The following is a 26,949-nucleotide window of genomic DNA, read 5'->3' as shown; positions in this document are numbered from 1 at the left end:
GAACTTCTGCCTGCGCCATTCGTTCCGATGCCAGCCCGGCAGTACCCAAGCTGTTCGGCGGATATTCGCGTCCGCGAGTATTCGTCTATTGCTGCACCGCCTGGGGCCGAGATCTGCCTTCACCAATGTCCAGATGAATAGCGTCAAGACCAGGGCTCCAGGCCGCGCTGCGACAATGGCCATGGCCGTGCGATCGTGGCTGAGATATTTAACGAATATCATGGTGCCCTCGGGCTCTTGTCGCCCGTGCACGTGCAGAAGCTGCCTTGGGCCCAAGATCCGGCGGAGCGCAGCGACCACAGTCGGAGAGGCCGCGGCAGCCGCCTCCATCGCATAACTATGTTTTCCGCGACAGGACTGAAAGTGGCGCTGAGTATGGCCCTATCTATAATGCGGCTTTTTCGCCGCCCATCGGCTGCCCCGCGGCCTCGGCATCGGTTTAGAGCGGCGCGGCCTGGCGCGGCTGCGACCAGAGTCAACGACGAGAAGGCTGCGGTTCAGTGTGATAGAGCGCCGCTGACATGCCACCGGGCCGCCCCTATCACGAGGGCATCCAGCTCTGCGAGTGCGCTCGTCATCGTTGATTTCCTCCGAAAAACTCCGCACTCCAGCCGCGTCAAGGCTTCGCAGGTTCCGGAATATCCGATGCGAGACCTCAAGAGGGTTGCTGTTGGTGGAATTTTCTGTAGCTGCTGCTTTATCAGTGCAGCTTATTGACAAGCCTGAGACAAAGCTAAGGGAGCCGTGTCGGTAAAGGTGGAGGTTTGGTTCCGTCGTGATTGTCGACAGCAATTTGCATACTTCCCGTCAGGAGCTGTATAAGGACAAGGCGGCGGCGACCTTTTCCAGGTCGATCGGTTTGCCGCAGAGCACACCCCCCTTGTACTTGGCCGGAATGACAGTCCCGTCGTAGCCGGTCGCAAAGACGAAGTTAATGTCGCGCTCCTCCAATTCATCGGCGACAGCGAAGACGAGTTCGTCACCGAGGCAGACATCGAGGATTGCCGCATCGATATGTTCGCGGCCAATAAGTCCGAGCGCGTGACCGACTTTTGCCGTCGGACCCACGATGGTTGCGCCTAGGTCTTCGAGCCTCCGGCGGGTTTCGTCGGCAAGATAATATTCGTCTTCGACGATAAGGATGCGCTTTCCTGAGAAAACTTTTTGATCGCTTTCTTCCACTGGGGCCTCTCCGAAGGAACAGGGGTAACAGCCGGCAACCCGACCGACGTCTTCGCCGGCCGAGGCGCTCGACCCGAGGAGGGAGCGCCCTCTCATCCCGCGAGCATCGACGAGAGGGCAGGCGGACGCCGCTTCGGATGGTCGCGAAGAACTCGAGATCGGCAGATGTAAATGGGCGTAGGTGATGGCTTGAACAAGGTCCACTTCCAGCTGGTACGCGAGCGGACAAAAAGCTTCAACCTGTTGCTAAGGTTTGCCACCGGACCCACATATGAGCAAAGCCTTATGGATTGATTTTTATGGTAAGCAGAATCAGGAGAACGCTGACCGTGCAGCAGCGCGCAGCGGCGTTCGAGCACACGAGTAAGGTCGCGGTGGAAACCGCTGAAGAAGAGCGTCGCCTTCGCGACGAAAAGAACGACCGCCTGCTAAAATTGCGGCTAGCGTCTACGAAGTCCTGACAGACAGAAGCTTTTGCTCACGGCTTATCTGGCGTAGGAACGTTGAGCATGGACACGCCGGGGCAGCGAAATCCGCTCAGTCTTGTAGACCGCATCGACTGACCTTTAAGTCCGGTCGCCTGACAGGACCCCCGCCTCACTGGGAACGGCTATATTGCCTCTGTTGCGGAAGACGAAGCCCAGACCCCCTAATAGAAGGCTTCTTGCGAAGCTGTCGTCCAAGGTAGATGCCTTGCTGTTTGGCGACCTGCGCCAGCGCCGGGAGCGGCTTTTCGTCCGTGCCGATCAAAGCGGCGGTGTCTCCGAACGCATAGACATCCTCGAAGCCATGGACGCGAAGTTGATCATCGACCGGAATGCGGTTGCCGGCAGTGCCCGAGAGGCCGAGCCAGCGATGTGCTGGCGACACTTTCACGCCGGCTCCCCAGATGATCGATCCGGCCGAGACGAAGGTGCCGCCGATGTTCGCGCCGTCCTTTGTAATTTCGACGACCCGACTTCCCGTGCGAACTTCGACGCCGATCTTTTCAAGGTATCGTGTTGCACAGGCAGAGAGATGCTTAGGAAAGGCCGCCAGAATGCGGGGGCCGGCTTCCACCAGCAGAACGCGGAGATGGTCGGGCTGAAGGTCGCGAAAGTCCTTGCTGATCATGAAGCGTCCGAGCTCCGAAATGGCGCCGGCCATTTCGACGCCGCTGGGGCCGCCGCCAATAATGATGCTCGTCAACAGCGCCTGCTTTTCGGCGGGGCTGTCCGCTCGTTCGGCCTTCTCAAATGCCAGAAGAAGGCGATGCCTGATCTCCCGCGCCTCGTGGATCGTCTTGAGACCCGGCGCCAGAGCCTGCCACTCGTCTGAGAGTGCGGTCCCGTACAGTGCCGGAACCACCGAGGCGGAGTGCGGTTGTCGTGGACCAAAGCGACCTTAGACGCATTCAACCCTGGAGAAGCAGCATGAAATCCCTCAACACCGTCACGAGCGAACGGGCGGTGAGAGCCATGGATGTGCGCGAGGCAGCCATCTATCGCGGACCGCATCTTTACAGCCAAACGCCGATGATCCGCATCCAGCTGGACTTGGGAACGCTGGAGCAGTATCCGACGGACCGCCTTCCTGGCTTCGCGGAGAAGCTCACGCAGCTGCTTCCCGGGCTACACCAACACGGCTGCTGCTACGGCGAAGCGGGTGGCTTTCTCCGCCGCATGGCGGAAGGAACCTGGCTTGGGCATGTGGCCGAGCATGTCGCCCTGGAATTGCAGAACATGGTAGGGGCCGACGTCGCCAGGGGGAAAACTCGTTCGGTGGCGGACGAGCCAGGCGTCTACAACGTCATGTTCGCCTATCAGGAAGAGGAGATTGGCCTGCTGGCCGGGCGTTTTGCGCTGGAACTGGTGGATGGCCTGCTGCCGCCAGAGCTCCAGGGTGTCTCGAGCCTCGGGAAAATCGCTGCTTCTTCACTTGGCGCCTTCGAGCTTGCCGGAGCGCTCGACGCTCTGCGCGCGCTTCATCGGGACCGGGCGTTCGGCCCGACCACGGCATCTCTCATCAAGGAGGCGGAGGTGCGCGGCATTCCCTGGCGTCGAATGGACTCGAGCAGCCTGGTGCAGCTTGGCTACGGCAAGCACCTCCGGCGTATCAGGGCGGGTTGCAGTTCGCTCACCTCGGAAATTGCGGCTGAGATCGCTAGCGACAAGGATCTGACGTGCAAGCTGCTGCAGGAGGCCGGGCTGCCGGTTCCGCGAAGCATCATCGTTGAAGATGCCGCAGCCGCAGTGCGTGCTGCACGTCGCCTTGGTTTTCCCGTCGTCACTAAGCCGATCGATGGCAATCATGGCCGCGGCGTCAATGTGGGTCTGGCCAGCGACGAGGAGGTGACGTGGGGTTTCCTACAGGCGCAGGCGCATAGTCCATCAGTCCTCGTTGAGCAGCAACTGACAGGCGCCGATCACCGCATCCTGATTGTGGCAGGAAAGCTCGTGGCCGCGGCCAAGCGAGTTCCCGCACAAGTCACCGGCGATGGACGATCGACGATCCGGGAACTGATCGAACAGGTAAACCAGGATCCACGCCGCGGCGAGGGGCACGAGGCCGCGCTGACCAAGATTGTGATAGATGAGTGCCTGCTGCATTTCATCGCGAGATCGGGTCTCAGCCTTTCGAGCGTGCCTGCCAGGCACGAGCGGGTGATGCTGCTTCCGACGGCCAACCTTTCGACCGGCGGCACTGCAGTCGACTGCACCGACGAGGTTCACCCCGGCAACGCGCTGATTGCCTGCCGGGCGGCACAGATAGTTGGTCTCGACATTGCAGGCATCGACTTTATCGCGCCGGATATTGGCCGGTCTGTCCTTGAAACAGGCGGAGGCATTATTGAGGTCAATGCCGGCCCCGGTTTCCGCATGCATCTCCATCCCTCCCAGGGACGGGCCCGTAACGTCGCGAAGCCGATTCTCGACCTTCTTTATCCGGAAGGAACGCCCTCGAGTGTGCCGATATTCGCCGTTACGGGCACGAATGGCAAGACGACCACTGCCCGGATGCTTGCCCATATTCTCTCGACCGAAGGCCATACAGTGGGGCTGACCACCAGCACCGGCATATACATAGACGGCCAGCGGATCATGAGCGGGGATTGCACAGGGCCGAAAAGCGCCCGCGTGGTCCTTGCCGAGCCGATGATCGACGTGGCGGTGCTCGAGACGGCCCGAGGCGGCATCCTGCGTGAGGGCCTGGCCTTCGACCGCTGCGACGTCGGTTGCGTGACGAATGTGGCGAGCGATCATCTCGGCTTGAAGGGCATTGGGACCGTTGAGGATCTTGCTGCCGTCAAGTCCATCGTCGTTGAGTCGGTCAGGCGCGGAGGATGGAGCATTCTCAATGCCGACAACAGCCATACGGCCGCAATGCGTGAGGAAGCAGGCGGTCAGCTATGCTACTTCTCGACAGCGCCGCAGGACCGCTGGCCCGATTTCCTGAAGGAACATGTTTGGGAAGGCGGTAGAGCCATCGTTTGCGACCTGGCATCCCAACCGCAGGATATAGTGCTTTACGATGGCGGCCACATGATGCTGGTCGCGACGGCGGATGAAATACCGGCGACCCTTGGCGGCCTGGCCGCCTTCAACGTCGAGAACGCGCTTGCGGCGGCGGCGATGGCCTATTGCGGCGGCATCGCCCTTTCGGCGGTCCGCAACGCGCTGAGCACCTTCGGAACCTCGTTCGAGCAGTCTCCCGGCCGCCTGAACATCATCGACAGGCATGGTTTAAAGATCATCGTCGACTATGCCCATAATCCCGGCGGTCTGCGTGCACTGGGCCAGCTTGTCGAAAAGCTCAAAGCGGAACACGGCAGCTGCATCGGGGTCATCGCGATCGCCGGCGACCGGCGTGATGAAGACATATTGCAAATGGGTAAGCTTTCAGGCGGCATCTTTGACCGGCTGATCTTCAAGGAAGATGAGGATCCTCGGGGCCGGCCTGTCGGTGAGGTGGCCGCCATCCTGAAGGAAGGAGCGCGACGCGCAGGTTTCCCTCCTGAAAACATCGAAATCGTCCTAAGCGAAAGACGAGCCGTCGACAAGGCTCTCGCTATGGCGCTGGAAAATGATCTCGTGGTCATCACTGCCGACGACGTGGGTCAAGTCTGGCAGCAGGCATCGCGTCAGGTCCGCAGGCGCAAAATGGAGGCCTTCGTTCCTCCCGAGATGACGGCCAAGAACGAGGCGAGGATGTCCTGATGTGGTCGATCATTCTACATGGCGGCGCCAAGACCATCACCGAAGAGGACGCAACTGCGAACCGCGCCGGCTGCCGCCGGGCGCTGGAGGCAGGTGCAGAGATCCTGAAGAACGGCGGGAACTGCGTCGATGCCGTTGAAGCGGCAGTTTGCGTTTTGGAAGATGATCCGACTTTCAATGCCGGTTATGGCAGCGCGCGCAATGCCGATGGCGAGGTTGAAATGTGCGCAGCGCTGATGGAAGGAGCGAGTTTCAACGTCGGAGCCGTGGCCGTGGCCAAGGGTCTACGCAATCCGATATCCGTCGCCAAGGCGATGCTCTATGAAGAGCCTGTCCTGATTGCCGGCGACTGTGCAAGGGCGTTCGCTGCTGAAGCGGGGGAGAGGCTCTGTGACGCCGACGCAATGAATGCATTGCCCAAAGAATCGGCACACGAGGAAAGAGGACACGACACCGTCGGCTGTATCGCGCTCGACGAGAACGGCCGTCTTGCGACAGCCGTCTCCACCGGAGGCCTTGAGGGCGCGCCGGCCGGAAGAGTCGGCGACTCGCCGCAGCCCGGCTGCGGCTTTTACTGCGACGACAATATCGGCGGCGTCGTCTTCTCCGGCGACGGTGAGCAGATCGCGCGAATGATCCTCGCGGCGCGGGTGATCCAGGCGCTGGAGGATCTGTCGCCCGACCGGGCGGTCGAGGCGGCGCTCACTCATCTGGAGCGCACCGGCGGCGAAGCGGGCGGCATCGTATTGACGCCCGACGGAAAGTTCGGCTGGGGCCATAACAGCGAAGATTTCGCGGTTGCTTTCGCAAGCAGCGCCCATCCTGATCCTCAGATCTACCTGAGAAAGGGGAAAACAAGCCGTGGCTAAGGAAACGAAGGTCGGGAAAACCGGCCACGGCACCCTGATCATCATTGGCGGCCACGAGGATCACGACGGCGAGCGGGTCATTCTGAAGGAGGTGGCGAGCCGCATCAAGGATGGCAAGTTGGTCCTAGCAACGGTGGCCTCGCACGAACCAGATGGCTATTTGGCGAAATACCGGTCGTCCTTTGCCGATGTTGGCGTGCCCGATGTGACCGAGCTCTATATCGACGAGCGCGACCAGGCGGCGATGGAGGAGAAGCTCGAGAGTCTGAGACAGGTCAGAGCGGTGTTTTTCTCCGGCGGGGATCAATTGCGGATCACCAGCCTGATCGGCGACACCCCCATCTACCGGCAGATTCACGACATCTTCGCCGGCGGCGGGGTCATCGCGGGAACCTCGGCGGGCGCTTCGGCAATGAGCGAGACGATGTTAGTGCGCGGGCGGAACGCCTCGTCCTTCCGTATCGGCGATATCAGCATGGCTACCGGCCTTGGGCTTCTTCCGAACGTGATCATCGACCAGCATTTTGCCGAACGCGGGAGGATCGGCCGCCTCATCGGTGCCGTCTCGCAGAACCCTCGCGTGCTCGGCATCGGGATCGACGAAGACACCGCGATTGTAGTTCAAGGCCATCAGTTCCGGGTGATAGGCAGCGGAGCCGTCTATCTCGTCGACGGCGGCGATGTCACCCATTCGAACATTGCCGAAGCTTCTCCTGAGGAAGCTCTATCGATCTACGATCTCAGGCTTCATGTGCTGAGCTCCGGCGATCGGTTCGACCTCGAAACACGTCGGCCTGTCCGGGAGCCGCATAAGGAAGGCTGAGTCCAACGCGCTCTTCCACGGCTGCCGCCTTACATCAGACAGCGGCGCTATCGCCGGATTGACGCCCGCTGCGCCGGTGGATAGACGAGTCGAAGCTAGGGAAGACGTCATCGCTATCGCGGGCGGTGTTGGCATGTTTCACGGTCGTGGCGCTGCGTTTCTTGAACGCGGACGCAAAGGACGCTTCGCGCCTGGCGACCAGCGATTTCCGTTCACTAAGTCAGAGATTAGGCGCATGATCTACCTTGAGGAGATGGCCATGGATCGGGCAATGGCGGAGAAACATTTGCAGCAGGCGCGCGAGCATGTCGCCTTGGGAGAAATGCATCTTGCTCGGCAGCGCGAAATACTGGCCGAGCTGACTCATCGTGGCGCCGACCTCACGGAAGCCAAACGGCTTCTGACGAATTTCGAAGAATTCCAAGTCATCCATCTTGCTCACCTCGACAGGCTCAAAGCGGAACTTGCCTTGCCAAGAGGAGCAGCGTGAGGCGAGAAGCCCACGACAAGATCGAGGGCTCAGATCCTAGCAAGAGTCTGATCGATGACGCACTAATTCACCTCCAGTTTGGAAATCCGGCATCCGGGCAGTTGATGAGTTTCGAACCATCGACCAGGCAGTCGATGACGAGCGACGCTTCGAATGAAACGCTGTAGCTAGAGCCGAACTCGATCTTCATCGAGTCCGGCTTTGTTTAGAGTAATTGTCGAAGGTCAGGTGCGAACGGTGCGGAAAGCGGTCCGCAGCTCGTCGCAGAACACTTCGGTCTGCTCCCAGGCTGCGAAGTGGCCGCCCTTGGCCAGCTTGTTGAAGTGGATCAGGTTCGGATAAGCCTTTTCGGTCCAGCTTCGAGGCGCCGCATAGATCTCATCGGGAAAGACGCTGACCGCCACCGGTATCTTGACGTTCTTCGGCTGAAAGAACGCCAGCTTGTTCTCCCAGTACAGCCGCGCTGACGAAACCGCGGTGTTCGTCAGCCAGTAGAGTGTAACGTTGTCGAGGATATCATCACGACTGAGGCCCTCCGTCTTTCCGTCGAAAATCCGCGCGATGAGCTCATAGCTGCGGATATCATGGTCGATCATCCAAGCGGCGAGCCCGACCGGAGAATCCGCAATGGCGATCAGCGTCTGGGGCCGGTTTGCCATCTCGATCGCATATCCGAGACCATGGGTGTAGAAGTCGGCGAGCTGATCGTAGGCATGCGACTCATCCGGCGACAATCCCACCGGCTTCTTGCCGCCGGGCTGCAAAGCCGCGGCAATGTCGTCCGGTACCGTTGCCGGCATGTTGACATGGATGCCGAGAAGTTCGGGCGGGGCGATCAGCGCCATCTGCTCGGTCACGGCATCGCCCCAGTCGCCGCCCTGCGCGACGTATCTGGTGTAGCCCAGACGTTTCATCAGCTCTATCCATGCTCGCGCGATGCGGATCGGGTCCCAGCCCTTTTCGGTCGGCTTGCCCGAGAATCCGTAACCTGGAATCGACGGGATGACGACGTCAAAGGCATCGGATACCGTGCCGCCATGTGCTGTCGGATCCGTCAGAGGTCCGATGATCTTGATCTGCTCGATGATCGAGCCCGGCCATCCGTGCGTTACGATGATCGGCAGAGCGCCGGCATGCTTCGACTTGACGTGGATGAAATGGATATCGACGCCGTCGATCTTCGTGATGAACTGGGGCAACCCGTTGAGCTTGGCTTCGATTTTTCGCCAATCGTGGTTCTCCACCCAATATTTCGCCAGCTTCTCGATGGTTGCGGATTGAACGCCCTGCGAGCTGTCATCGACGATTTCGCGTTCAGGAAAGCGCGTTGCCGCGATCCGGCTGCGGAGATCTGCAAGCTGCTCTTCGCTTGCCTTGAATTTGAAGGGGCGGATTTCTTCGGCGCCGTTACCGGCGAATGCTATCGAGTGCGGCAAGACGCCGAGTGCGCTGGCGACAGCGGCGCCGGCCAGAAGGTTTCTGCGGGTAACGAGATTTTCGGCAGACGACATGGTGATCTCCTGTGACGATGTGGGACTTAGGAGAGCTTTCCACTTGCTGCGGCCTCAATCTATTGCACCAAGGTGTCGGCGATACCTTTAGGTGGGTCTCTTTACCTGAACGGAAAATCCTAGGATGACTGCGCAGGCATGGAGTCTGCGGAGTTGAGGAATGGATCGCATCGACGCAATGAAGGTCTTCGTCACGGCTGTGGAAGAAGGAAGCCTGGCGGGCGCGGCGCGCAAGCTCAAGCGTTCCCCAACTGCAATCAGCCGCGCGCTTGGCTTGCTTGAACAGCATGTCGGCGTCGAGTTGCTGCACCGCACGACCAGAAGCCTGAGGCTCAGCGAAGCGGGGCAGCGATATGTCGAGGCATGCCGCCGGGTTCTCATCGACCTCGAGGAGGCAGATATTATCGCCGGCGCCGAACGCTCGTCTCCCCGCGGCGTCCTGACGATCTCGGCCCCGCCGATCCTTGGGGAGGAAGTTCTTCGGCCGGTCCTCGACAGCTTCTTGAAGGCACATCCGACTGTCTCGGTCCGGCTTCTGATGCTCGACAGATTCGTCAATCTGATCGACGAGGGTGTCGACATCGCCCTGAGGATTGGAAACCTCACGGACTCCACGAATATTTCTACGCGCATCGGCGGCGATGTCAGGCGGGTGGTCGTGGCTTCGGGTGAGTACCTGGCGGATAATCCCGCGATAGCGGAGCCTTCAGACCTTTCAGGCCACCACATCATCGCATTCTCGAATTTCGGTCTTGAATCCTGGAGCTTTAGCCCGGCCGCTGGGGGAACCATCCCAAGGACAGTGCATTTCACGCCGCGCTACGTCGTCAACAGCGTCCGCGCCGCAGCTGCTTCCGCCGCGGCCGGAATAGGTGTCACAAGGCTCTACTCCTATCACGTAGCGGAATACGTCCGGGATGGCCGCCTGCAGATCGTGCTTGAGGATTACGAACCCCCGGCCCTGCCGGTGCATCTTCTCTCGCCGCAAGGCCGAACAGCTGTTCCAAAGGTGCGCGCCTTCATGGATTTCGCCGTCCCTAAACTGAGGCTGGATTTAGGACGTATCGCATCCGAGGCTGGCTCTACAAATTGATTATGCCGATTATCGGTCGAGTGTCAGCCGATCGACAGCAATTCTCCCGGTGAATGATTGCTTCTAAATAAGTGCTACCGACGCCAGAGGGCGTGGGCGCGGCCTGACAGATGGCCGAGCACTTGAAAGGATGCAAATCATGAACAGTCAACAGAAGGTCGCCATCATCACCGGTGCCTCACAAGGCATCGGAGAGGCTCTGGTCAAGGCTTACCGGGATCGCGGCTACAACGTCGTCGCCACGTCGCGGTCGATCAAGCAAAATTCGAATACCGGGGTGCACGCCGTTGCTGGTGACATCGCGAAAGCGGAAACGGCCGAGCGCGTGGTGCGGGAAGCCATTGAGCGCTTTGGCCGAATTGACGCCCTCGTCAACAATGCCGGCGTATTCGTTGCCAAGCCCTTTGTCGACTTCACGCAAGAAGATTTCGACTTGAATTTCGGCGTCAATATTTCGGGCTTTTTCCACATCACCCAGCGGGCTGCAAAGGTGATGCTTCAACAGGGCTCAGGACACATCGTCAATATCACCACCAGCCTCGTGAATCAGCCGATAGCAGGTGTGCCCGCGGCACTTGCATCGCTGACGAAGGGCGGCCTGAACTCGGTGACGCAGGAACTGGCGATCGAGTTTGCCAAGACGGGCGTCCGGGTGAACGCTGTATCGCCGGGTATCATCAAGACGCCGATGCACGCGCCGGAAACCCATGGGGCAATGTCTGCTCTGCATCCGGTCGGCCGGATGGGCGAGATCGGCGATATCGTCGACGCTGTGATCTATCTCGAAGGCGCACAGTTCGTCACCGGCGAAATCCTTCACGTCGACGGCGGACAGAACGCGGGCCGCTGGTAAGCGCTGCGATGCCAGACCAAGGAAGTCGCTCCTATCCATCCGCATCCGGGAGGCCCGCAAGCAAGCGGGCCCCCTCGCCGAATGAACGGAATTAAATTACAGAAGTTGAAAGGAATGACCATGCCAATCGTCACGGTACAGGTAACTCGGGAGGGAACCACGCCTGATCGGTCGTCGGTAACAGCCGAGGAGAAGGCGCGCATCATTGCGGGCGTCAGTCAGGTGATGCTCGACGTGCTGAACAAACCGCTGGAGTCGACTTACGTCGTGATCGAGGAAATCGATCTCGACAACTGGGGCTGGGGTGGTCTCCCGACAGCAGAGTACCGCAGGATCCTTGCCGATAAACCTTCGGCCGGCTGAACCCGTCAGGTCGGAAGAGCAGCGCCGGATTGCTCTGCGGCCATGTATTGCGCATACCAGTCCGGCCAGTTCTCGTCGTGCTTGCCTCCGGTACGCATCTCATGGTCGCCATGGGCCGCAGCGGCACGACGAAGGGCGCCGGCGAGATCATTGACAGAGGCGAATGCCGCACCGTTTCCATCAATCCGGCCAGGCAGTCGCGTCGTGACTTCCTGAAAAACCCAGCCGTTTCCATCCGGATCGCTGAATGAGGCAAATGAACCATAGCTGGCACGTGTGGGATGGGGACCGGGCAGTCTTTCTTCGCTGCCACGGTGGTGAAAGACGCCGCCGGCGTCATGGAACACACCGCTCATTTCAGCGCCTCGAGAGGCCAATGCGGCATGAACCATTTCGATGTCGGATACGATGAGATGAAGCCCCTGAGCTGACCCCGGCAGAGCCGAGGTGATCTTCGATCCGAAGATCACCGAGCATGGAGATCCAGGCGGCGTCACCTGTACGACGCGGAACCCGTCCGGGCCGGGAACATCCGCATCGAGCCGCCAGCCAAGCCCAGTATAAAATGCCTTGGCGCGGTCGACGTCTGAGACGGGAATGACAACGACTTCGAGCTTCATGTCGATGTCGCTCAAGGCGGCAGTTCTTGGATTCATTGCGTCATCAATGGTCATTTCGATCTCCTGTTGTGAATTTGCATGCGGTCCTTGCCGCCATGTCGGAGACGATGCGCTTGCGTGGGGGCAACTGTCCATTGTGCCAAGGTGTCGGTCGCTCAAGAGGAGCAGACGACTATCCATAGGTGGCGCCGATACCATCGTGCAATAGCGCTCGCCAACACCATGATCCCAACTAGGGGACCAGCTCCGGTCACGGCAGAGCCGATAGCCCCGCCTGCGACATCCGGTGTTGAAACACGCCATCCCTTCCAGGGCAGACCCAGCCGGCATGCCGGCTCCGTTCGGGAGGCAACCGTTTTTCGGAAAGCAAAGAAGGAGAAAGTCCATGGCAATTTCAAACAAAGGCACGGCGCTGATCACGGGTGGCTCTTCGGGGTTGGGTGCAATCTATGCCGACAGGCTGGCCCGCCGCGGCTACGACCTCATCCTCGTGGCTCGGAGCGAGGATGCGCTGGCCAAGGTGGCAAAGAGCGTGTCGGCGTCCACAGGACGGAGAGTCTCGGCCGTGCGCGCCGACCTTGGCCGGAGGGATGACCTCTTACGGGTGGAAGAGACACTTCGGACCAACCCGTCGATCGCAATGCTCGTGAACAATGCGGGTGTCGGAGCCGTCGAGCCGCTTCTCATGTCGGACGTGGTGGCGATGGAGCAAATGATAAATCTGAACGTCACGGCGCTCACCCGCTTGGTTTACGCAGTCGCACCCGCATTCGTCGCACGCGGCGGCGGGACGATCGTCAACATGGCCTCCGCTCTGGGCATCGCTCCTGAAATCCTGAATGGCGTCTATGGCGCGACGAAAGCGTTCGTGATCGGATTGACGTTCTCGCTGCAGAAGGAGCTTGCCGACAAGAACATCCGAATTCAGGCGGTTCTTCCGGGGGCGGTGGAGACGCCGTTCTGGGATGCGTCCGGCGGTTCATTGGACCGGCTGCCCGAAGATATCGTGATGAAGCCGGAGGACGCGGTCGATGCCGCACTTGCGGGACTGGACATTGGCGAGTTGATCACTCTTCCGTCCGTTCCGGACGCCGAAGACTGGAACGCCTATGAAGCGGCGAGGCAGAGACTGATTCCAAATCTGTCCAGGAGCATCCCGGCAGCGCGTTACAGAGTGCCGGCACTGGCTTCGTAGCGACGGCACCGGGCGCTGGGCCATTCATCAAAAACATCCGGCGAGCGGTGGAAACGCTCGCCGGATGGTTTCTGACATTCGGTTTGGTTACGCTTCCTCGGTCAACGAGAGAGCAGCGACGACTTCCTTCGTCTCGACAATTGCGCTCGCGTAGTTCGGCAGGTTGACCTCGAGCGCGGCATGCATCATCTCCTGAGAGTAGTCTGCAACGGCGTCCTTCACCACCGTTACGTCGTAACCCAGCTCTGCGGCATAGCGCACAGTCGCCTCGATGCAGGTGTGGGCGACGAGGCCGATCACGATGATCCTCTGGACCCCATGCCGCTTCAATTCGAGATCGAGATCGGTATTTGCGAAACCACTTGAGCACCAGTGCTCCGAGGCCACGACTTCGCCGGCCTGCGGCACGAATTCTGCGCGAAACTCGCCACCCCAGGTGCCGAATTCGAAACTCCTGCGATGCCACGCCGCGCGCTGGATCGGAGCCACGTATTTCCAGTTCTCGTAGTCGCCGGGCCGGTAGCGGTGGTGCATGGCGTAGAAGACGCGCAGCTTCGCTTGCCGCGCGGCGTTGAGCACTTCGAGCATGTGCGGAACGCAGCCGTTCGCCTCGGCCACCTCTTTGATCCGAGGCCAGATCTTTCCCCCCTCCGAGATAAAGTCGTTATAGGGATCGACAACGAGCAATCCGGTATTCTTCCGGTTGAACGATAGTTGTGTCATTGCAATTCTCCTAGAGGTCAGGCCGCTTTTGTCGATGAAGCATTGCGCAAGGCGGCCCGTTCGATGCTTGCCGCAAAAAGCGGTGTTTCACCCTGGTTGTGCGCGATGGACATAGGCTGCCGTTGGGCCCGGAAGACCTCGAAAGGAATGCCCTGCCGATCCAAGAAAGCCATCATTTCGTCGGTTGCGTAGGACCTGACGCGATTAGTGAACTCGCATCGTTGTGCGTCGATTTCCTTCACACTCAGCTCCCAGGTGACGTGGATGGTCAGCCGGCCGTTTGGCGTGAATACATCAGAATCGGAGTCGAGGATAAGATGGTCCTTTTCGCCGAGGGTCTCAGTGTAGTGCTGCACCATCAGGCTTCCGCCGATCGTTTCGACATTGATCGACATCCGTGTGCCGTCAGGGGCCGTGGTAAAACCTGCGGCGATGTGCGCGGGCGAGCAGAGCTGATACTCCTTCTCCGGCAAGGTGAAGCACCATTTCGGGATGTCTACCTGCTCGATCGGCGCATTGATGATCGCAGAGAAACTTGAATCAACAATCTGATTTTCGATGCTGTGCATGTGATCTCTCCATAGCTGTTAGTGATGCTGTGCAGGGCAATCGAACCGGCTCGGTATCGCTGTCCGCGGCCGTAGCGCTGCGGGGCAGCGGTGCGGCCTAGTCGTTGCCTAAAGTCTGAGTGTAGTGCCCAAGCCGCGCTTCGATATCGGGGTTGGTCTGCAAACCCATCTCCATCAGGCGGCCGATGTTCTTCTGCGCAACGGGGCGCTGCACCGACGAGATGAAGGCATCCCAGCCGGCCCCGATCTCCGGATCCGACGGCAGGCTGGCGAAATCGACCAGGCGTTTGGTGTCTGCGATTGCCTGGCGATCGAAACCGGAAATCCTTGCGGCAAGAGCGTCGACGAAGGGATCGAGCTTGTCGTCGTCAAAGGAGCGGTTGACGTAGCCGTATTTCTCCGCCAGCTCGCCGTTGATATCGTCGGAGCCGAGCAAAACTTCCAGCGCTCTGCCGCGTCCCATAAGCCGCGGAAGGCGAGCCATCGGTCCGCCGCCCGGCACCAAACCGGCGCCGACCTCCCACTGCGACAGGATCGCTTTCTCCCTGCTGGCAAAACGCATATCGCTCGCAAGCGCGAGTTCGCTTCCCACTCCCGTCGCCCGGCCGCGGATCAGCGCAATGGAAACGACAGGCGCCTTGCTGATGCGCACCAGCATATCGGGAAGAGGATGGAGACCCGTCCGCCCCGAGGGGAGGCTGGTCGATTCTGCAAGCGGCGGGGTGAAGTTGTAGTGGGTGAGAAAAAAGCCCGGCACGGCGCTGTCGAAGACGACGATCTTCAGCTTCGGATCGGTCTCGATCTCCGCCACGACTTTTTCCATCTGCGGAATGGTTTCAGGACCGAAGATGTTGAAGGGAGGATTGTCGAAAGTGACGCGCCAATAGGCGGGCGACCGCTTGTCGATCCTGATCTGCGGCCGCTCTTTGGCCGACTGAGCTGTGACATCCGACGCGCGGTCGGATTTCTCCGCGACGAGTGTCTGCCCGGCAGGCGCCGGCGCCGGCAGCATCAGCAGCGCCGCAGCTGCGAGAAACTGCGATGACAGGGTCGCGAATGTGGTCGATTTCTGCATTTTTACGTTCATGACTGGCTCCACGGAAATTGAGCGAAGTGTTCGCTAGGTTTCGATCTCGAGGACGAGTTCGACCTCTATCGGCATTCCAAGCGGCAGGCTTGAAACGCCGAGTACGATGCGAGGTGGAACCCGTGTTTCCCCGAAGATCCGGGAAAGCAGCTCGGAAGCGCCATCGGCGACCTTAGGGTGCTCCCGGAAATCACTGGTGGTTGCGATGTAGACGCCGAGCTTGGCGATCGTCCTGATCCTGTCGAGAGATCCGAGATGCGATCTGGCGGCCGACAATCCGCTGAGGCACGCCGTTCTCGCGGCGTCGTAACCCGCTTCGACAGAGAGATCTTCACCAAGCCGCCCCAGATATTTCGGCACGTGCCCGACGACGGGGAGCATGCCGCTCAGGAACAGCAGGGGGCCGGCTTGAACCGTCTCGACGTAAGCGCCGAAGGGCGTCGGCGGAGGAGGCAGCACGAGCGCGAGTTCCCGCAGCCGCGCTTCTGCGCTCGGCGTCACCATTTACCGAGATGTGCGCCGTTGTCGACGTGCAGCACCTCCCCGGTGATGTTGGACGATTCCGCGAGAAAGACGACACCGTCGACGATTTCCTGGACCGCGGTGATGGTGCCCATGGGCGAGAGAGATTTCAGGAAGTCTTTCGAATCCGCCGCGTGCATCGGCGTGTCGACAATGCCCGGAGAAACGGCATTCACACGAATATTGTCGCCGGCAAATTCGAGCGCCAGGCTTTTGGTGATAGCGTTGAGGCCACCCTTGGTGATCATCGCCAGCGATGCATTCACGCCGGCAATCGGGTGATCGGTCAGGGACGAGGTGATGGTGATGATGCTGCCGCCGGCCTTCTGGCGGAGCATCTGCCGTACGGCCTGTTTGGTGAAATGGAGGAAGCCCTCGACGTTGGTCGCCGACAGACGCCGAAGATCCTCGATGGTGTAGTCGAGAAACGGCTTGGTCAGAAAGATGCCCGCATTGTTGACCAGCACGTCGATCGAGCCGAACTGTTCGAGTGCCGTCAGGGCCACACGCTCTGCCGTCTCAGGGTCGCTGACGTCCCCGTCGATCAGCTCAAGTCGCCCGGCCCGATCGAAGAGGGTCGTTTGGCTGATGCGCCTTGATGTCGCGACGACGTTCCAGCCCTTGTCGAGAAACGTTTTCACGAGGCCCGCACCGATCCCCTGCGAAGCGCCTGTGATGACGACTGTCTTGTGTATACTCATTCCCGTGGCTCCGTTCTGTTTGTGTGCGAGATCCCGTCACCAGGGGATGAACCGGGGCGTCTCATTGGCAGGAAATCCGTTTGAGCGGGCTTGGCCGAAGGGCAGGAATTGATTGTCATGCCGCTCGGTGCAGACTTTCGCGCCAAAGGCACTGGGGAGCTATTGCACCAAGGTGTCGCCGATACCTTTGGATCGGTCGGCGCCGGGAATACCAAGGTGTGATGGACCGGTGATGCGGAGAAGGATATCACCCGCGAGCGTAATGCTTCGAATGGAGTCCGATATGACAGCCTGGCACGACCGTCGAATTCTCGATCTTTTCGGAATTGAACTTCCCATCATTCAGGCGCCCATGGCCGGTTCGACCACGGTCGACATGGTAATCGCGACCTGCAGGGCTGGTGGTCTCGGCTCGCTGCCGAGCGCCCAATATTCCGTCGAGCAGCTGCGGGAGGCGCTTCGGCGCATCAATGAAGAGACGGCCGCTCCCATCAACGTGAACTTCTTCAGCCATACGACGCCGGCGGACGATCCGGCTGCGCAGATGAAATGGCGTTCGGCGCTCGCGCCTTATTACCGGGAGCTCGGGCTTGATCCGGCCGTTCCCGTCTCCGGTTCGGGCCGGGCGCCCTTCGACGATGCGTTCTGCGATGTCGTCGAAGAGTTTCGTCCAGCCGTCGTCAGTTTCCATTTCGGCCTTCCGGAGCCGCGGCTGGTCGAGCGCGTGAGGGCCACCGGCGCCAAGATCATATCCTCGGCAACCATCGTGGAGGAGGCGGTCTGGCTGGAAGACAATGGCGTCGACGCGGTGATAGCCATGGGCCTCGAGGCCGGCGGCCATCGCGGCAATTTTCTTACGACGGATATGTCCACGCAGGTCGGGACGATGGCTCTCGTCCCGCAGGTCGTCGATGCGGTGCGAGTTCCCGTCATCGCCGCCGGCGGCATCGCCGACGGTCGGGGTGTGGCTGCAGCATTGATGCTCGGCGCGTCGGCAGTCCAGATCGGCACGGCCTATCTCTTCAGCCCCGAGGCAAAGATACCGGCCGTGCACGCGGCAGCGCTCGGCCACGCAGGCGATGCCAGCACGGCGATCACCAACCTCTTCACCGGGCGGCCGGCACGCGGCGTCGTCAACCGGATCATGCGCGAACTCGGGCCGATTTCCCATATCGCGCCGCCATTTCCGACGGCAGGGGCGGCCCTTGCGGCCATCCGGGCGACGGCGGAGGGCAAAGGGAGCGACGACTTCACGAACCTGTGGGCGGGACAGTCGGCAAGGCTCGCGAAACATCTGCCGGCCGGCGAGCTCACGAGATCACTCTTCGACGACGCCATCGCAGTCCTGAATGCGCATTCGAGAGCCCGCAAAGACTGAGGAGCAGTTCGCTTTTCCTGCTGCCGGCGACACCATAGTGCAATGGAACCCATCGTCATTCATGCGCAAGGTAAGCATGTCGACGGCACACAAACCACGTTGATAGCTTCGCCAGCGACCGGAGAGGCGCCGCACGCCTCCACAACGTCTCAATGGAGAGAAGGATGAGCAAGATCCTGATGGTTCTGACTTCGCATGATCGTCTTGGCGACACCGGACGCAAGACGGGGTTTTGGCTGGAAGAGTTCGCGGCGCCCTATTACGTCTTCAAGGATGCCGGCGCGCAGATAGTCGTCGCTTCGCCCAAGGGCGGTCAGCCTCCGATTGATCCTAAGAGCGACGAGGCTGGCAATCAGACGCCTGCCATGGCGCGCTTCAAAGAGGACAGGGACGCTCAGTCGGTCCTTGCCGCCACCGTGCGGCTCGTCGCCGTGGATGCCAGGGATTTCGACACGGTCTTCTATTCCGGCGGGCACGGTCCGATGTGGGATCTCGTCGAGGATCGCACATCCATTTCGCTGATCGAGGATTTCTACAATGCTGGCAAACCTGTGGCTGCTGTCTGCCACGCTCCGGCCGTCTTCCATCACGTCACCCATAACGGCCAGCCCATCGTCAAGGGAAAGCGCGTGACCGGCTTCGCCAACAGCGAGGAGGAGGCCGTTCAGCTGACGAAGGTCGTGCCTTTCCTGGTCGAGGATGATCTGAAGGCGCTCGGCGGCAGATACGAGAAGGCCGACGACTGGGCAAGTTTTTCGATCGTCGACGGCCGTCTGATCACTGGGCAGAACCCGGCATCGTCCACGGCTGCGGCGCACTCGCTCCTACACCTTCTCGAAAACGAATACGAGCTTTCCAATGCTTGAGCATCCGCCCGAAATCTCAGGCAAGGAGAGGAGGGCCGGCGACGGCGGTCCTCTCGACGTCCTCATCGATTTCTACCATGCGTTCAATTCCGGTGACATGAAAGGGCTTGAAGCTGTCTGGTTCGACGGCGAGGCGCCCAGCATGGATAATCCGATCGGCGGGATAAGGCGCGGCTGGGCGTCGATCGCCGAGGGATACGCCAAGCTCTTCGGCGGCGCAGCCAGGGTCAATGTGACTTTCCATGACTTCAGCAGTCAGGGAGGAGAAGAATGGCATCTCTTCGTCGGCCGCGAGCGTGGCGTCTGCTGGACGCCGGAAACACGCTTTGATCTTGCTTTTCGCACAACGCGCTGGTTCGTCCGGATTGATAGCCGATGGCGTCAACTCCATCATCATGGATCGGTCGAGGATTCGACAATGCTGGCTGATTATCAGCGGCTGATCTTTGCCGCGAGTTGATTGCAAGTTCCAATCGGAATGTTCCACGCGCCAATATCCGCGTGGAACAGTTGCGTCGGCTCTTGCTCGGGACTAGGCCCAGGAATCCGCGTCGATTACAGCCTTGGCAAAGGCTTCAGGAGCTTCCTGCGGGAGGTTGTGTCCGATGCCGCCGCCGATGTCGCGATGCTCGTACCTTGCCTTGAATTTCGCCGCATAGGCCTTGGGGTCCGGATGCGGTGCGCCATTGGCATCTCCTTCCAGCGTGATGGTCGGCACGGTAATCTCGGGGCCGGCGGCGAGCTTCTGCTCGTATTTGTCGAACCGCTTTTCTCCCTCGGCCAGGCCCAACCGCCAGCGATAGTTATGGACGACGATGGCGACGTGATCGAGATTGGAAAAGGCAGCTGCGCTCCGCTCGAACGTGGCATCATCGAAATTCCAACGCGGCGAAGCCAGTTTCCAGATGAGCTTTGCGAAATCCTTGGTATATTTCTCGTATCCCTCACGCCCCCGTTCGGTGGCGAAGTAGTATTGGTACCACCACTGCAGCTCCGCGGATGGGGGTAGCGGCTGTTTTCCGGCGCTCTGGCTTCCCACGAGATAGCCGCTGACCGAGACGAGACCTCTGCACCGCTCCGGCCAGAGTGCGGCGACGATATCCGCCGTGCGAGCTCCCCAGTCGAAGCCGGCAACCGTCGCCCTGTCGATCTTCAGGGCGTCCATGAGCTTGATGGCATCCAGGGCGAGCGCCGACTGCTGGCCGTTGCGTTTCGTTTTTGCCGACAGGAACGTCGTGCCGCCATAGCCGCGGAGGAAGGGAACGATGACCCGGTGCCCGCGGGCGGCCAGTATCGGAGCCACTTTCGCGAAGCTATTGATATCGTAGGGCCAGCCATGCAGGAGCAGGACCGGCGAGCCATCGGCGGGGCCGAGCGCCGCATAGGCGACGTTGAGGTCTCCAGCATCAATCCGCTCGCCGGCGTTCAGCGCCCCCTCGGCGGTCGGGGCAGAGGCCGGTTGCTCCGCGTGCGCCGCGCCAATCTCTCCAAGAATTCCTGCCGCCGTCAGCCCGAGAGCGACACCGCCGAATGTCCGGCGTGTCAGGTTCGCGATTTCGATGTTCCGCATAGTTCCGTCTCCAAAGATATGCGCACCAGCAAGCCCGAGGAGAGGCTGCGGCACGCGCGGTTGACGGACAGAGTGTGAAGGGCGGCACAAGGGGTCGCTACTGAACGAAGGTATCGGTCATACCAAGGTATAGCCAATACCTATGTGCAGCTGCGAGGCCGGCAGGCCATCGACATACTCGTCTTTGATCTTTGACGCGGAGCACAGGAGAGGACGATGTACGATGATGACCAGACACGAGGTTCGATTTTTCCGGGCTTCGCTATTCTGCTTGCGATGGCAGCGATGATCGCCGCATTGGTGTTTGTAGGGCAGCCCGTGCAGGCGACCCGGGTCTGGGTTCCGGCAGCGCCGGCCGACCCCGAGCAGACGCAGGACAAAGCGGGGACGGCGTGCTCTTCCGGCTGCATCGTCTCACGCAATCCGGCCTGATCCCATATGGGACACAGATCCATGTATCGGGAATTCGATTGGGGTGGCCGCCCGCTCGGACCGGAGGCGATCTCGATGATCCGGCAGCTCCTCAGGGAATATTGCACAGCCAGAAGCTGCCAGCATCAGGGACCTGAGGCCGAGGATGCGGCGCGTCGCCTGGTCGTCTTATATCAGAATGGAATTGACGATGCCGGCGAGCTTCGCCGTCTTCTGCCAGGCAATTAGAGGCGGTCGTCTGTCGAGACAAGCGGCGACCGCCGCTCTTGTCGCTATCGAAGCGCTGCCGGCAACAGGGCCTTCGTGAAGTCCTGATAGGACACCGGCCGCAGGAACCGATAAATCGCCAGCGTTCCCACGGATGTCGATCGCCCGTCAGCCGTTGCCGGATAAGGTCCGCCATGGACCATGGCGGGAGACACTTCCACCCCGGTTCCGAAACCATTGACGAGCAACCGGCCTGCGAGCATTTCCAGCGTGGGGATCAGTCGGCGTGCTGCGGCTTCGTCCTCGTCTGCGATATGAAGCGCGACGGTGAGCTGGCCTTCCAGCTCTTCCAGCACAGCCTCGAGCTGTTGAAAATCCCTGCAACGAACGACGAGGCCGGCGGCGCCGAAGACCTCGTCCTGAAGCTCGTGATGCGCGAGGAAGGCGTTCGCCGAGGTCTCGAACAGAGCCGCCGTGCCTTCAAATTCGCTGCCGGGCCTGCCCGAAGCCACCGCCCGCACCTCTGAATGCTGCCTGAGCCTGGCAACGCCGTCGCAATAGGCCCTTGCGATCGACGGCGTCAGCATTGCCTGAGGCGCGACATCCGGAAGCAGCTCGGCTGTCCTTGCAACGAAGGCGTCAAGTCCAGCGCCGTCGACAGCGAGGATCAGCCCGGGGTTTGTGCAGAATTGGCCGGCGCCCAGGACGAGCGACGTCACGAAACTGGCAGCAATGTCGGTTGCCTTGGTCCTGAGCGCGCCGGGAAACAGAATAACCGGGTTGATGCTGCTCATTTCGGCATAGACCGGGATGGGTTGTTTGCGCTTCGACGCGATTCCCATCAGGGCGGTTCCACCACGGCGGGAGCCGGTAAAGCCGACCGCCCGGATCCTGAAGTCCGCCACCAGTTTCTGACCGACGTCGAAGCCGGTGTCGAACAGCAGCGAGAAGGTTCCTGGATGAAGGCTTGCGCTCGCGACGGCCCTCTGCACTGCCCGGCCGACGAGCTCCGAGGTGCCAGGATGCGCCGAGTGGGCCTTTACGACGACCGGGCAGCCCGCGGCCAGCGCGGACGCCGTGTCGCCCCCGGCAACGGAGAAAGCGAGCGGAAAATTCGAGGCGCCAAAGACCGCCACGGGGCCGAGCGGTACGTTTCTGAGCCTGAGATCCGGCTTCGCAACGGGTTTGCGGGAAGGATCGCCTGCATCGAAACGCAGTTCCTGGAAACGGCCTTCACGCACCTCTCTGGCGAACAGGCGGAGCTGGCCGGTCGTGCGCGCCCGCTCTCCCTCCAGCCTTCCCCGGGGGAGCCCGGTTTCCGCCATCGCGCGGAGAACGAGATCATCGCCGATGGCTTCGATTTCCTCGGCGATCTGCTCCAGAAATTTTGCTCTGACTTCCAGATCGGTCTCGCGGTAGGAGGCGAAGGCCTGCCATGCCTGCTGGGCTGCCTGCTCGACATCTTCGGGCGAAGCGCCACCAAAGGAAACCGGAAGTGGCTTTCCGGTAGCCGCTTCGATACCATAAAACTCACCGTTTGAGCCACGTTTTTGCGTTCCCGCAACGAGCAGGTTTCCATTGATTGTCATGATCGATTTCCTTTCAAAGGGCTGATATAGGAACTGAAAGCGTCCCCGTCACTATGGCACGCTATCGCGGGCGCGCGACTGACGGCCGCATGAAGAAAAGGCCGTCTCCGGGCGGACGGAGACGGCCCCTGGCGGACCTTGAGGATCCGCGCGCTCCGGCGGAGGGGAGGACGCGGGAGCACTGTCGCTGTTCAGGCGTATCGCCTTATCGACGAAGGCGACGTAGAAGAGATTATACTGATCGACGCGGATTTTAAGTACACTTAGGTATAGGCTAAACTGTCGAACCGTCCGTGGCGGAATTCAGCATGGGGCACAGAAGCCCGGCTCAATCTTCGCGGCCATATTGACCAGCTCCGGCAGCGAGCGCGCCCTCATCTTCCTCATGACCTGTCCGCGGTGGGCCTTCACAGTGATCACGCTGATATTCAACTTATATGCGACTTGCTTGTTCAGCAGGCCTTCGACGACGAACTGCATGACCTGTCGTTCGCGCGCCGAAAGTGTCTGATAACGGCAATCCAGCTGGCTCATCGAGATGGTCGCCTCAACGGAAGAGCGGATCAGTTCGAGGAGATTATCCGTGCTGGAAGGCCTCGGCAGAAACGTCACCGGATAGCGCGTGGCAGTCAACGTCACCTGGGAATCCCCCTCGGACGTCAGCACGATCACTGGGTGACGAACTGCCTGCAGGCAAATGAGGAGGGTGAGGACGTCCACGTCGAGATCGGGCACGGCGGTGTCGATGATAACGCAGTTGAAGCGCGCATTCCGAGACTGGGTCAGGAAACCCCGTGCAGAACTGAAGCTGGCCGGCCGCCAACCAAGCGTTTGGATCTCTTCCTCGAGAGATCGGCGGGATGCCGGATCGTCGCTCACGAGGCATACGACAGGTGCGTCTTCCGCCGGCGATGCTATCTTTTTTGCCGGGAACTGAAGTAGACTGTCACTATACATGCCATCCTCCTTCTCTTTGTGATCTTGTCGGTCCAGGAATGTTGCGCCGATGCGGCGCGGGACCTGTTCAATCTTCTAGAGCGGGATGACTGCGAACGCGACTTAAGTCGCTTGAGCGAATCTGAAATATCCTGAAATATATCTTCTTGGGCAGCAGGCATTGTTTACAAGCAGGCGCGTTCTTGAGGTTCAGCGGTCCGTGAATTTTCGCGGCTTTGGCAAGAGAGATCGGATTAGCTTGGGACAGATAGAACGGAATCTATTCGAGTTCTCGGGCTGGGAGCTGGATCTCGGGAAGCGGGAGCTCCGTGCTCTCGGGGCTCCGGTCCCTTTAGGCAGCCGCGCCTTCGACGTCCTGGAAGTGCTGGCGACTGCCTCCGGAGAGGCGGTCACCAAGGACGATCTCATGCGACGCGTCTGGCCGGGCCTTGTCGTGGAGGACAACACTATCCAGGTCCACATTTCGGCGATCCGGAAGGCGCTGGGGAAAGACCGGGACCTGCTGAAGACAATCTCGGGCCGGGGGTATCGGCTGATCGGTCAGTGGAAATCCGATCGTCCGTCTGCCGCTGGGCAGATTGAGACAACAGACACGCCGTCACTGGAAATCCGGCCTGTCTCGAACATTCCGGCACCCACGTCCGAACTGATTGGGCGCGAGAACGCCCTTCGCAGACTTCTGACGCTGACCTCGGCATATCGTGTCGTCACGCTGACCGGTCCTGGCGGCATCGGCAAGACAGTGCTCGCGTCTGAATTGGCGCGTCATCTGTTGCCGCAACTCGGTGGCGACGCAATCTTCGTGGAACTCGTCTCGCTGGCGGAGCCTGGGCTTGTTCCGACGACCGTCGCCCAAGCTCTCGATCTGAAGCTTCAGAGCGATCAAATCTCGGCAGAGGTGGTCGCGCGCGCCGTCGGTGCACGCCGGGTTCTGCTTGTCATCGACAACTGCGAGCATGTCATTGACGCCGCCGCCGCCATGATCGACACGATCCTGCGAATATGTCCGAATGCGACGGTTATTGCGACGAGCCGAGAATCGCTGCGAATAGAAGGAGAATTCGCCTACCGCGTGCCGCCATTGGAGGTGCCGGACAGTGGAGAAGCGATCAGTGCCGCAGAACACAGCGCCATCCAGCTGTTTGTTGCGCGCACACGGGCGCTTCAATGGGATTTCGAGCCGGACCAGCAGAAGCTCTCAACAATCGCCGACATCTGCCGGCATCTCGACGGCATCCCGCTCGCAATCGAACTGGCGGCGGCCCGCGCTGCGACGCTTGGAATACAGCAGATCGCCGGGCGCCTCGACGACCGGTTCGTTCTTCTCACGGGCGGTCGCCGGACCGCCTTGCCCCGTCATCAGACGCTGCGGGCAGCCCTGGACTGGAGCTATCAGCTCCTGCCGGAGTCCGAGCGCCAGCTATTGTGCAGGCTGGCGGTGTTTTCCGGGGGCTTCACTTTGGATGCCGCCGTGGCCGTGAGCGGTGAAGGGGATGCGGAAACGGCGCTGGCCATATCCAACCTCGTCAGCAAGTCCCTGATTACATTCGACGGATCGGAAAATGCACCGCGCTGGCGTCTGCTGGAGACGGTACGCGTCTATTCGCTCGAGAAACTCGGCGACGGTGAAGATTTTCGCCGGACGATGTGCAAGGTTGCGAAGCATTTTCTTAAATTCTTCAAACCTTTTTCGGAACGGCGCACGCTTTCGGCGGCCATCGAGAACATCACGCACTATCGACGCGAGATCGACAATTTGCGAGCGGCCCTGCGATGGGCATTGTCCGAGGGCGGCAAGGGTCCCCTAGGCGCCAAGCTCGCTGCGATATCGAGTGATTTCTGGACGGCGATCTCGCTGGTATCGGAGGCTGGCGACTGGGCAGAGCGTGCACTCGCCCAGCTCGGCGATGAGAAAGGAAGCCGCACCGAGATGGTCTTGCGCTGTGCGCTCGGTTACGCCCTGATCTACACGCAGGGGATGAATCCCCGCGGGAAAGAGGTGCTCATCGGCGCGCTGCACCTGGCAAGAAGCCTCAACGACCCTGACTACCGCCAGCGCGTCACCTGTGGCTTGTGGCTCTTTTCTGCGAGGTCGGCGAGGCTGGAAGACGCGTTGACATTTGCGCAGGAATACGAGGCCACGCTCGACGAGCGAGACCTGCACGGACGGACCACCGCTTCATGGTTGGTTGGTATCCCGCAAACCTATCAGGCGCGGCACCGGGAGGCAGGCGATCGATTGAGTTGGGCCGCGGCGAACTATCCGGTCGAGCACCGCAAGACCGATCTGCTGAGGCTGGAAGCGGATGTCCGCACCTCTTCCTTGTCTCATAACACGGTCAACCTCATGTCGCGTGGCCTGCTCGAGCAGGCGGCGGAAACGGCAGAACAGGCAATTCACGAGGCCCGGCAAACCGGGCAGCCTTTTGTCCTGTGCGTTGCGCTCGCTTGGTCCGCCTCGTTCGTCGCGCTCAGCCTCGACGACTTGGACCGGGCGAAAGCCTGGGGCGAAGAGCTGTCGCGGCAGGCTTCCCAACATGGCCTTCGGCCCTTTCAGGCCGTCGGCACGAGCGTCAGGGGAGCAATTGCGCGCCGGATCCGCAATGCCTCAGCGGGCGTTGAAGACCTTCGGGCCGGCCTCGCGGAGATGCGCGAGGCTTCATACCTGTTGTTCTATCCCACTTTCCTTTGCGAACTCGCCGCGGCGCTGCAGGCCTTGGGACGATACGATGAGGCGCTCGATGAGCTCGGCAACGCATCGGCGTTTGCGCGAGAATACGGTTACCTCTGGATGAACCCGGAGATACTGAGGAGAAGGGGTGAGGTACTGAGGGATCTAGGATCGAGCTCGCCGGCGACGATAGATGACCTCTTCCTGCGAGCCATGTCGGAAGCGTCGCAGCAGGAAGCGATATATTGGCAACTGATTGCGGCCCTGAGCCTTGTCGACTTCCGTAAGGCGAGACAACATGACGGGGACAGCAAGAGCGTTCTCTTCCCTATCGTTCAACGGTTTACAGAGGGCCTTACCAACCCGATCTTGCGCAGGGCCAAAGCGTTGATTGACTCGCATTAGGGAACGACCAGTACCATCCTCCATCGGCTTTGGAGCTGCCTCGGTGCCGGGGTGACAATCGCGCGACCTGGTGCGGC

26 protein-coding genes are annotated in these 26,949 nt (G+C 60.6%); 14 read left to right on the top strand and 12 right to left on the bottom strand.

All coding sequences use genetic code 11. From position 1 onward, the window contains the following. Nucleotides 1-807 precede the first annotated feature (807 nt). Nucleotides 808-1,182: a response regulator gene (locus tag J2J98_RS22490; RefSeq protein ID WP_064708483.1), complete on the bottom strand. Its 375-nt coding sequence runs from the start codon at nucleotides 1,180-1,182 to the stop codon at nucleotides 808-810. A gap of 597 nt (nucleotides 1,183-1,779) precedes the next feature. Beyond that, nucleotides 1,780-2,529 (bottom strand): NAD(P)/FAD-dependent oxidoreductase, encoded by a 750-nt coding sequence (locus J2J98_RS22485; protein ID WP_246569432.1) that lies wholly within the window; start codon nucleotides 2,527-2,529, stop codon nucleotides 1,780-1,782. A gap of 65 nt (nucleotides 2,530-2,594) precedes the next feature. Here J2J98_RS22485 and cphA point away from each other — a divergent pair, with 65 nt between their 5' ends. The 4 genes from cphA (at nucleotide 2,595) to J2J98_RS30440 (ending at nucleotide 7,560) form a co-directional block, all read left to right on the top strand. Then, entirely contained in the window at nucleotides 2,595-5,378 is a 2,784-nt protein-coding gene (gene cphA, locus J2J98_RS22480) for a cyanophycin synthetase (RefSeq protein WP_207603497.1), read from the top strand. Beyond that, entirely contained in the window at nucleotides 5,378-6,247 is an 870-nt protein-coding gene (locus J2J98_RS22475) for an isoaspartyl peptidase/L-asparaginase family protein (protein WP_207603496.1), read from the top strand. The genes cphA and J2J98_RS22475 overlap by 1 nt, the downstream gene beginning before the upstream one ends. Then, entirely contained in the window at nucleotides 6,240-7,070 is an 831-nt protein-coding gene (locus tag J2J98_RS22470; RefSeq protein ID WP_064708477.1) for a cyanophycinase, read from the top strand. The genes J2J98_RS22475 and J2J98_RS22470 overlap by 8 nt, the downstream gene beginning before the upstream one ends. A 133-nt stretch (nucleotides 7,071-7,203) precedes the next feature. Continuing rightward, nucleotides 7,204-7,560, top strand: a complete 357-nt coding sequence (locus J2J98_RS30440; RefSeq protein ID WP_245296617.1) for a hypothetical protein — start codon at nucleotides 7,204-7,206, stop codon at nucleotides 7,558-7,560. Between the two features lie 224 nt (nucleotides 7,561-7,784). Here J2J98_RS30440 and J2J98_RS22460 read toward each other — a convergent pair whose 3' ends face one another. Continuing rightward, nucleotides 7,785-9,071 carry an epoxide hydrolase family protein gene (locus tag J2J98_RS22460; RefSeq protein WP_207603495.1) on the bottom strand — a complete coding sequence of 429 codons (1,287 nt, stop codon included), beginning with the start codon at nucleotides 9,069-9,071 and terminating at the stop codon, nucleotides 7,785-7,787. A 160-nt stretch (nucleotides 9,072-9,231) separates the two neighbouring features. On the opposite strand from J2J98_RS22460, the gene J2J98_RS22455 reads away from it, so the two are divergent. The 3 genes from J2J98_RS22455 (at nucleotide 9,232) to J2J98_RS22445 (ending at nucleotide 11,380) form a co-directional block, all read left to right on the top strand. After that, entirely contained in the window at nucleotides 9,232-10,164 is a 933-nt protein-coding gene (locus tag J2J98_RS22455) for a LysR family transcriptional regulator (RefSeq protein ID WP_207603494.1), read from the top strand. A 139-nt stretch (nucleotides 10,165-10,303) separates the two neighbouring features. Beyond that, complete coding sequence (locus J2J98_RS22450) at nucleotides 10,304-11,017, top strand: SDR family NAD(P)-dependent oxidoreductase (protein WP_207603515.1); 714 nt, start codon at nucleotides 10,304-10,306, stop codon at nucleotides 11,015-11,017. 120 nt (nucleotides 11,018-11,137) lie between these two features. Next, nucleotides 11,138-11,380 carry a tautomerase family protein gene (locus tag J2J98_RS22445; RefSeq protein WP_064708575.1) on the top strand — a complete coding sequence of 81 codons (243 nt, stop codon included), beginning with the start codon at nucleotides 11,138-11,140 and terminating at the stop codon, nucleotides 11,378-11,380. Between the two features lie 5 nt (nucleotides 11,381-11,385). Here the strand turns inward: J2J98_RS22445 and J2J98_RS22440 are convergent, their stop codons facing one another. Beyond that, entirely contained in the window at nucleotides 11,386-12,054 is a 669-nt protein-coding gene (locus tag J2J98_RS22440) for a VOC family protein (protein WP_138394581.1), read from the bottom strand. Nucleotides 12,055-12,385: 331 nt separating this feature from the next. Here J2J98_RS22440 and J2J98_RS22435 point away from each other — a divergent pair, with 331 nt between their 5' ends. Continuing rightward, nucleotides 12,386-13,195 carry an SDR family NAD(P)-dependent oxidoreductase gene (locus J2J98_RS22435; protein WP_138394582.1) on the top strand — a complete coding sequence of 270 codons (810 nt, stop codon included), beginning with the start codon at nucleotides 12,386-12,388 and terminating at the stop codon, nucleotides 13,193-13,195. Between the two features lie 87 nt (nucleotides 13,196-13,282). On the opposite strand, the gene J2J98_RS22430 is transcribed toward J2J98_RS22435, so the two are convergent. The 5 genes from J2J98_RS22430 to J2J98_RS22410 form a co-directional block, all read right to left on the bottom strand. Next, nucleotides 13,283-13,918, bottom strand: coding sequence for a cysteine hydrolase family protein (locus J2J98_RS22430; RefSeq protein WP_138394583.1), 636 nt, complete (start codon nucleotides 13,916-13,918; stop codon nucleotides 13,283-13,285). 17 nt (nucleotides 13,919-13,935) lie between these two features. After that, on the bottom strand, nucleotides 13,936-14,487 hold the full coding sequence (locus J2J98_RS22425; RefSeq protein ID WP_064712330.1) for a hypothetical protein: 552 nt from the start codon (nucleotides 14,485-14,487) through the stop codon (nucleotides 13,936-13,938). Between the two features lie 97 nt (nucleotides 14,488-14,584). Next, nucleotides 14,585-15,574, bottom strand: coding sequence for an enoyl-CoA hydratase/isomerase family protein (locus J2J98_RS22420; RefSeq protein WP_171049229.1), 990 nt, complete (start codon nucleotides 15,572-15,574; stop codon nucleotides 14,585-14,587). Between the two features lie 33 nt (nucleotides 15,575-15,607). Further along, nucleotides 15,608-16,078 (bottom strand): RidA family protein, encoded by a 471-nt coding sequence (locus J2J98_RS22415; RefSeq protein WP_138394584.1) that lies wholly within the window; start codon nucleotides 16,076-16,078, stop codon nucleotides 15,608-15,610. Continuing rightward, complete coding sequence (locus J2J98_RS22410) at nucleotides 16,072-16,797, bottom strand: SDR family NAD(P)-dependent oxidoreductase (protein WP_138394585.1); 726 nt, start codon at nucleotides 16,795-16,797, stop codon at nucleotides 16,072-16,074. The genes J2J98_RS22415 and J2J98_RS22410 overlap by 7 nt, the downstream gene beginning before the upstream one ends. A 283-nt stretch (nucleotides 16,798-17,080) precedes the next feature. Here J2J98_RS22410 and J2J98_RS22405 point away from each other — a divergent pair, with 283 nt between their 5' ends. The 3 genes from J2J98_RS22405 (at nucleotide 17,081) to J2J98_RS22395 (ending at nucleotide 19,501) form a co-directional block, all read left to right on the top strand. After that, the gene (locus J2J98_RS22405; protein ID WP_207603493.1) at nucleotides 17,081-18,175 is read left to right on the top strand and encodes an NAD(P)H-dependent flavin oxidoreductase; all 1,095 of its coding nucleotides are present in this window, start codon (nucleotides 17,081-17,083) and stop codon (nucleotides 18,173-18,175) included. 164 nt (nucleotides 18,176-18,339) lie between these two features. Then, the gene (locus J2J98_RS22400; protein WP_138394587.1) at nucleotides 18,340-19,041 is read left to right on the top strand and encodes a type 1 glutamine amidotransferase domain-containing protein; all 702 of its coding nucleotides are present in this window, start codon (nucleotides 18,340-18,342) and stop codon (nucleotides 19,039-19,041) included. After that, entirely contained in the window at nucleotides 19,034-19,501 is a 468-nt protein-coding gene (locus tag J2J98_RS22395; RefSeq protein ID WP_207603492.1) for a YybH family protein, read from the top strand. The genes J2J98_RS22400 and J2J98_RS22395 overlap by 8 nt, the downstream gene beginning before the upstream one ends. 72 nt (nucleotides 19,502-19,573) lie before the next feature. On the opposite strand, the gene J2J98_RS22390 is transcribed toward J2J98_RS22395, so the two are convergent. Continuing rightward, nucleotides 19,574-20,611, bottom strand: coding sequence for an alpha/beta fold hydrolase (locus tag J2J98_RS22390; protein ID WP_138394589.1), 1,038 nt, complete (start codon nucleotides 20,609-20,611; stop codon nucleotides 19,574-19,576). Nucleotides 20,612-20,827: 216 nt separating this feature from the next. Between J2J98_RS22390 and J2J98_RS22385 the strand changes: the two genes are divergently transcribed. After that, nucleotides 20,828-21,043 (top strand): hypothetical protein, encoded by a 216-nt coding sequence (locus tag J2J98_RS22385; RefSeq protein WP_138394590.1) that lies wholly within the window; start codon nucleotides 20,828-20,830, stop codon nucleotides 21,041-21,043. Between the two features lie 21 nt (nucleotides 21,044-21,064). Beyond that, the gene (locus J2J98_RS22380) at nucleotides 21,065-21,271 is read left to right on the top strand and encodes a hypothetical protein (RefSeq protein WP_138394591.1); all 207 of its coding nucleotides are present in this window, start codon (nucleotides 21,065-21,067) and stop codon (nucleotides 21,269-21,271) included. A 44-nt stretch (nucleotides 21,272-21,315) separates the two neighbouring features. Here the strand turns inward: J2J98_RS22380 and J2J98_RS22375 are convergent, their stop codons facing one another. After that, entirely contained in the window at nucleotides 21,316-22,839 is a 1,524-nt protein-coding gene (locus tag J2J98_RS22375) for an aldehyde dehydrogenase (NADP(+)) (RefSeq protein WP_207603491.1), read from the bottom strand. Between the two features lie 303 nt (nucleotides 22,840-23,142). Next, on the bottom strand, nucleotides 23,143-23,796 hold the full coding sequence (locus J2J98_RS22370; RefSeq protein ID WP_207603490.1) for a response regulator transcription factor: 654 nt from the start codon (nucleotides 23,794-23,796) through the stop codon (nucleotides 23,143-23,145). A gap of 238 nt (nucleotides 23,797-24,034) precedes the next feature. Between J2J98_RS22370 and J2J98_RS22365 the strand changes: the two genes are divergently transcribed. Then, a complete protein-coding gene (locus J2J98_RS22365; protein ID WP_207603514.1) occupies nucleotides 24,035-26,872 on the top strand; it encodes an ATP-binding protein in 2,838 nt (945 codons plus the stop codon). Nucleotides 26,873-26,949: the final 77 nt, after the last annotated feature.

The sequence above is a fragment of the Rhizobium bangladeshense genome (genome assembly GCF_017357245.1).
Classification (GTDB): domain Bacteria; phylum Pseudomonadota; class Alphaproteobacteria; order Rhizobiales; family Rhizobiaceae; genus Rhizobium; species Rhizobium bangladeshense.
This window is presented reverse-complemented; position numbering and strand designations above follow the sequence as displayed.

Excerpts from the sequence above, each read along its gene's own strand:
- cphA (WP_207603497.1), top strand. The coding sequence starts at position 2,595 with ATGAAATCCCTCAACACCGTCACGAGCGAACGGGCGGTGAGAGCCATG.
- J2J98_RS22475 (WP_207603496.1), top strand. The coding sequence starts at position 5,378 with ATGTGGTCGATCATTCTACATGGCGGCGCCAAGACCATCACCGAAGAG.
- J2J98_RS30440 (WP_245296617.1), top strand. The coding sequence starts at position 7,204 with ATGTTTCACGGTCGTGGCGCTGCGTTTCTTGAACGCGGACGCAAAGGA.
- J2J98_RS22460 (WP_207603495.1), bottom strand. The coding sequence starts at position 9,071 with ATGTCGTCTGCCGAAAATCTCGTTACCCGCAGAAACCTTCTGGCCGGC.
- J2J98_RS22455 (WP_207603494.1), top strand. The coding sequence starts at position 9,232 with ATGGATCGCATCGACGCAATGAAGGTCTTCGTCACGGCTGTGGAAGAA.
- J2J98_RS22450 (WP_207603515.1), top strand. The coding sequence starts at position 10,304 with ATGAACAGTCAACAGAAGGTCGCCATCATCACCGGTGCCTCACAAGGC.
- J2J98_RS22445 (WP_064708575.1), top strand. The coding sequence starts at position 11,138 with ATGCCAATCGTCACGGTACAGGTAACTCGGGAGGGAACCACGCCTGAT.
- J2J98_RS22440 (WP_138394581.1), bottom strand. The coding sequence starts at position 12,054 with ATGACCATTGATGACGCAATGAATCCAAGAACTGCCGCCTTGAGCGAC.
- J2J98_RS22435 (WP_138394582.1), top strand. The coding sequence starts at position 12,386 with ATGGCAATTTCAAACAAAGGCACGGCGCTGATCACGGGTGGCTCTTCG.
- J2J98_RS22430 (WP_138394583.1), bottom strand. The coding sequence starts at position 13,918 with ATGACACAACTATCGTTCAACCGGAAGAATACCGGATTGCTCGTTGTC.
- J2J98_RS22425 (WP_064712330.1), bottom strand. The coding sequence starts at position 14,487 with ATGCACAGCATCGAAAATCAGATTGTTGATTCAAGTTTCTCTGCGATC.
- J2J98_RS22420 (WP_171049229.1), bottom strand. The coding sequence starts at position 15,574 with ATGAACGTAAAAATGCAGAAATCGACCACATTCGCGACCCTGTCATCG.
- J2J98_RS22415 (WP_138394584.1), bottom strand. The coding sequence starts at position 16,078 with ATGGTGACGCCGAGCGCAGAAGCGCGGCTGCGGGAACTCGCGCTCGTG.
- J2J98_RS22410 (WP_138394585.1), bottom strand. The coding sequence starts at position 16,797 with ATGAGTATACACAAGACAGTCGTCATCACAGGCGCTTCGCAGGGGATC.
- J2J98_RS22405 (WP_207603493.1), top strand. The coding sequence starts at position 17,081 with ATGACAGCCTGGCACGACCGTCGAATTCTCGATCTTTTCGGAATTGAA.
- J2J98_RS22400 (WP_138394587.1), top strand. The coding sequence starts at position 18,340 with ATGAGCAAGATCCTGATGGTTCTGACTTCGCATGATCGTCTTGGCGAC.
- J2J98_RS22395 (WP_207603492.1), top strand. The coding sequence starts at position 19,034 with ATGCTTGAGCATCCGCCCGAAATCTCAGGCAAGGAGAGGAGGGCCGGC.
- J2J98_RS22390 (WP_138394589.1), bottom strand. The coding sequence starts at position 20,611 with ATGCGGAACATCGAAATCGCGAACCTGACACGCCGGACATTCGGCGGT.
- J2J98_RS22385 (WP_138394590.1), top strand. The coding sequence starts at position 20,828 with ATGTACGATGATGACCAGACACGAGGTTCGATTTTTCCGGGCTTCGCT.
- J2J98_RS22380 (WP_138394591.1), top strand. The coding sequence starts at position 21,065 with ATGTATCGGGAATTCGATTGGGGTGGCCGCCCGCTCGGACCGGAGGCG.
- J2J98_RS22375 (WP_207603491.1), bottom strand. The coding sequence starts at position 22,839 with ATGACAATCAATGGAAACCTGCTCGTTGCGGGAACGCAAAAACGTGGC.
- J2J98_RS22370 (WP_207603490.1), bottom strand. The coding sequence starts at position 23,796 with ATGTATAGTGACAGTCTACTTCAGTTCCCGGCAAAAAAGATAGCATCG.